The organism is Streptomyces calidiresistens (genome assembly GCF_014141525.1).
In the GTDB taxonomy this organism is placed as follows: Bacteria; Actinomycetota; Actinomycetes; order Streptomycetales; family Streptomycetaceae; genus Streptomyces; species Streptomyces calidiresistens.
This window is the reverse complement of sequence record NZ_VKHS01000447.1, coordinates 1-4618: the sequence shown is the minus strand read 5'-3', so window position 1 is coordinate 4618 and position 4618 is coordinate 1. Positions and strand designations below refer to the sequence as shown.

Below are 4618 nucleotides of genomic sequence, written 5' to 3'. Positions count from 1 at the left end.
GTCCCGCCCCACCGGCTCCCCGGCCTCCGCCTCCGGGAAGCCCGGTGGACGGGGGGCGGCGGCCGCCGGGACGGTCGCCGGCCGGCCCTCCGGGGGCCACGGTGCCACCCGGGACACCCGCGACATCGGGGGTGCCGGTGCCGCCGGGCCGGACACGGGCGCGGTGTCCGGCAGCAGCGGCATCACCTCCGTCCCCAGCCGCCAGAGGGTCTCCTCGGTGAGTTCCGGGTCACCCGACCCCTCCGCCAACAGGGCGAACCGGGTGATCCCGGTGGCCTCGGCGGTGGCGGCGATCCGGTCCGCGCACAGCCGGGGAGTGCCCACCGGATGCAGCTCGCAGAGGAGTTCGGTGTACGCCAGGGGGTCGCGCATGGGGCGTTTCCGGCCGTCCACGGTGCGGTGCGCGGCCAACCCCTGTCGCAGCATCCCCGGCAGCGCGCGGCGCAGTGTCTCCACCGCCTCGGTGTGGCTGTCGCCGATCTGCGCCACGCCCACCGAGACGTGTCCGGCGCGGGCCACGGTCCCCGCGTCGTGTCCGGCGGCGCGCGCGGTCTCCCCCCACAGCCGCACCATCGCGGCCTTCTCCTCGTCGCCCGAGTGCATCCCCAGCAGCATCGGCAGACCGCGCTCCGCGGCCAGCCGGACGGTCCCCGGCGAGGTGCAGGCGACCACCACCGGTGGTCCGCCGGTGGAGCGGTCCGGCCCGGTGGGCGCGGTGGGGTCGGGGACCACCGCCACCGGTCGGAAACGGTGACGTTCCCCCTCCGCCCCCACCTCCCCGCCGCGCAGCCACCGCAGGAGCACGTCCAGGGATTCCGGGAAACCCCGCTCGAAGGCGGGCAGTCCGGTGCCGAAGACCTCCAGGTCCACCCAGGGGCCCCCGCGTCCCACACCGAGGGTGAAACGCCCGTCGGAGACCAGGTGCAGCAGCGAGGCCTGTTCGCCGAGCGCCACCGGGTGGACGGTGGAGAGCACGCTGACGGCGGTGCCCAGGCCGATGCGCCGGGTGCGGCCGAGCAGGTGGGCGGCGAGGGTCGCCGCCGAGGGGCAGGTCCCGTAGGGGACGAAGTGGTGTTCGGCCAGCCAGGCCTCGGCCAGACCCGCCTCCTCGGCGGTCACCACGGTCCGGACGGCCCGGTCCAGCGCCTCCCGGTCGCTCTGGCCGGGGAACCGGCCGGCCAACACGAATGTCCCCACACGCATGCCTTCACCCCTTCGTGATGCGCTGTGTGCATCACATATCTCCATGGCATCAACGCCTGACACGTGCCAAGGGCACGGCCTGGCACAGAGTTTTTCCGATGATCATGGCTTTTGGGGTGTTGGTGAGGTGACAGGGGGAGGTCGAGACGAAAGTGACACTTTTCCGACCCGGTTCGGATGCCCGCGCCCGGAGGGCGCGTGGCGGCACCGGGGCGCACATCGAACCACCCCGCCCCTCGGTGTGCGACGGTCCCGCGACCCCGGCCGAAATGCGTAGGCTGGGAGCGCCCATCGGGCGCCCCGTCCCCCGGGGACGCCCGCCCGGGTGGGCCGCGAGACCCACGAGCGAACGAATGGAACCGGAGGTGCCAGGTGTCCCCCCGGCGCAACCACCGGCGCGACCGACGCACCGACCCCTCGGGGGCCGGCGAGGGCGGCGTGCGCGGCACGGAGACCACCGAGGACTGGCGCGGCGAGGAGTGGGTGGTGCGCCGCGTCACCGGCGCCGCCGCCGTCAAGCACTACCGCTGCCCGGGATGCGATCAGGAGATCACACCGGGGCTGCCCCACGTGGTGGCCTGGCAGCGGTTCGGGGCGGTGGAGGACCGCCGGCACTGGCACAGCGGGTGCTGGCAGGCCCGTGACCGTCGCGCCCCCGTCGTCCGCCGCTCCCGCAACGCCCCCCGGTACTGACGGCCCCGGTCGCCCCCGCCCCCGGCCCCCGGTGGCGCGGGGCCGGGGACCGGGGGCGACCGGATCTCCGGGAGGCAGCCGCGCTCAGTGCCGTTCCCACCGCACCGCGGGCAGCAACCGGGTCAGTGGCGCCGGCAACCACCAGGCCCGGTGGCCGAGCAGCTGCATCGTCGCCGGGACGACCAGGCAGCGGATGAGGACGGCGTCCACGAGGACCGCGACCGCCAGCCCCAGGCCGAACTGCTGGAGCATCCGGTCGTCACTGAGCATGAAGGCGCCGAAGACCGCGACCATGATGGCGCCCGCCGCGGTGATCACCGAGCCGGTGTGCGCCAGGCCCTCCCGAACCGCCGACGCGTGGTCCCCGGTGCGCTCCCACTCCTCCCGGATGCGGGAGACCAGGAAGACCTCGTAATCCGTGGAGAGACCGAAGACGATCGCGAAGATCATCACCGGCACGAAGGCCTCGATCGGCCCGGGTTCCACCCCGAACCACCCGTGCTGGAAGACCAGGGTGACCGCCCCGAGCGCCGCGCCGATGGTCAGCAGGTTGAGCAGCGCCGCCTTCAGCGGGACCAGCACCGAACGGAAGACCGCGGTCAACAGCACCAGGGACAGGCCCACCACGATCAGCACGAACAGCGGCATCCGCTCCTCCACCCGCGTCGAGAAGTCCTCGACGGCGGCGGTGGACCCGCCCACCAGGTACTCCGCCCCGGTCCGCTCCGCCAGGTCCGGCAGCACATCGCCGCGCAACGCGTGCACCAGCGCGGAGGTCTCCTCGTCCTGCGGCGCGCTCTCGGGGTGGACGAGCACGGTCGTGACGGACTCGGAGCCGGTCGGGAACGGTCCGATCGCGTTCGCCACACCGGGGGTGCCGCCCAGTACCCCCACGGCGGCGGCGCCGGCGGCCTCCGCGCCCTCGTCCCCGCCCTCGACGGCGATGATCAGCGGCCCGTTGCCACCCGGCCCGAAGCCCTCGGCCAGCAGGTCGTAGGCCGCCCTGCCGGTGGAGCCGGCCGGGTCGTTGCCCGCGTCCGCGAAGCCGAGCCGCAGATCGGCGACCGGCACGGCGAGCGCGCCCAACCCGATCACCGGGATCAGCAGCGCGACCAGCGGACGGCGCTGCACGGCGGCACCGAGGCGGCGCCACCCGGTGCCGTCCGCCGCTTTGCCGCGGGCCTCCCGGCGGGCGGCGCGGGCCGGGAACTGCCGGGCGAAGCGCCGACCGAAAATCCCCAGCAGCGCGGGGAGCAGCGTCAGCGAGGCGGCCATCGTCACGGCCACCGTCAGCGCCACCGCCAGGGCCACGCCCCGGAGCGCGCCCAGACCGAGGGCCACCAGACCCAGCAGGGCCACGATCACGGTGCAGCCGGCGAAGAAGACGGTCCGGCCGGCGGTGTCCAGCGAACGGCGGGCGGCCGACTCCGGGTCGGCTCCCCTGATCAGTTCGCCCCGGTACCGGGCGAAGATCAGCAGCGCGTAGTCGATGCCGACACCGAGACCGACCAGCGTCATCACATAGGGGGTGTAGCCCGCGATGGTGAACGCGTGCGAGGCCAGGATGATCAGTCCGATGGCGCTGCCGACCGCGAACAGCGCCACGACGACCGGTAGCCCGGCGGCGATCACGGTGCCGAACATGAAGACCAGGATGACGAGGGCGGTGAGGACGCCGACGCCCTCGGCGGCGCCGCCCTCGCTCTCCGCGAGCTGCCGGGCGGCGTCGCCCCCCAGCTCCACCCGGAGGCCGTCACCGGTCGCGTCCTCGCGCTCGGCGATCGACCGGGCGGCGGCCAGGATGTCCTCGGTCGCCTCGACGGACAGTTCCTCGGAGGTGCCCTCCAGCACCACCGTGGCGAAGCCGATCGTGCCGTCCCCGGAGATCGCCCCGTCGCCGTCGTGGGGGCCGCGGACCCCGGCCACCCCCGGCAGTTCGGCGACCCGCGCGAGCATTCCGTCGACCCGCTGCTCGGTGCCGGGGTCGCCCAGCCCGGCCGGATCGTGCAACACGATCGACAGGGTGTCGCCGGAGTCGTCCGGCGCGTGCTCCCCGAGCAGCTCCCGGGCCCGCTGCGCCTCGGTACCCGGCAGCGAGTGATCGTCGCGGTAGTCGTCGCCGATGGCGGTGGCCGCGCCGACCGTGCCGACCAGGATCACCGCCCACAGGAGCAGTGCGGTCCACCGGTGACGGTGCGAGAAGCCGGCCAGTCGTTCGAACACCCCGGGCCGGGGAGGCGACGGTGGGGAAGGCGGCGCCTGCGGCGTTCGGGTGGGGGACTTGCTCTGCACGATGCTCTCCTCGGGGCGATGACCGTCGGCCGTGGCCACGACTGCGTGGCGACCCGGGACGAGCCTGGGCGATCGGCGTGCACCTCCGCGTCCGCCGGCGGTTGCGACCTCCGCTACCCCAGCGGTGGTAGGGCGCCCGCGCCGTCCCCCGGGGATTCCCCCGAGCCGCCCCGGGGGAGGGCCGGCGGAACGACGGGAGAGCCGTGCGTCACCGGGCGAGCGGCCCCACCGGGCACGTGATGATCGGACGTCGGCGGGTGTGCCCCGTCGGTGGGGCCCGGTCGGTCGGAGCCGCGGTGGTCGGGCCCCGACCACGAGGCCGTGGACCGGCGTTCACGGCGACATCTCCCACCCGTTTCCGCCCGTTTCCACCCGTGAACGTCACCGGCCTCTCGCGCACCCCCGCGCCCCCCGCCCGGCGGGTCGATCC

The 4618-nt window shown here is 74.8% G+C and carries 2 protein-coding genes and 1 pseudogene; 1 reads left to right on the top strand and 2 read right to left on the bottom strand.

The window, feature by feature from the left end; genetic code table 11:
- Positions 1–171 precede the first annotated feature (171 nt).
- Positions 172–1203 (bottom strand): annotated as a pseudogene (locus FOE67_RS17315) (LLM class flavin-dependent oxidoreductase); the annotation flags it as partial.
- A gap of 372 nt (positions 1204–1575) precedes the next feature.
- Here FOE67_RS17315 and FOE67_RS17310 point away from each other — a divergent pair.
- Complete coding sequence (locus FOE67_RS17310) at positions 1576–1896, top strand: Rv1322 family protein (protein WP_182665299.1); 321 nt, start codon at positions 1576–1578, stop codon at positions 1894–1896.
- A gap of 84 nt (positions 1897–1980) precedes the next feature.
- Here FOE67_RS17310 and FOE67_RS17305 read toward each other — a convergent pair whose 3' ends face one another.
- Complete coding sequence (locus FOE67_RS17305) at positions 1981–4188, bottom strand: MMPL family transporter (protein ID WP_438874244.1); 2208 nt, start codon at positions 4186–4188, stop codon at positions 1981–1983.
- Positions 4189–4618 lie beyond the last annotated feature (430 nt).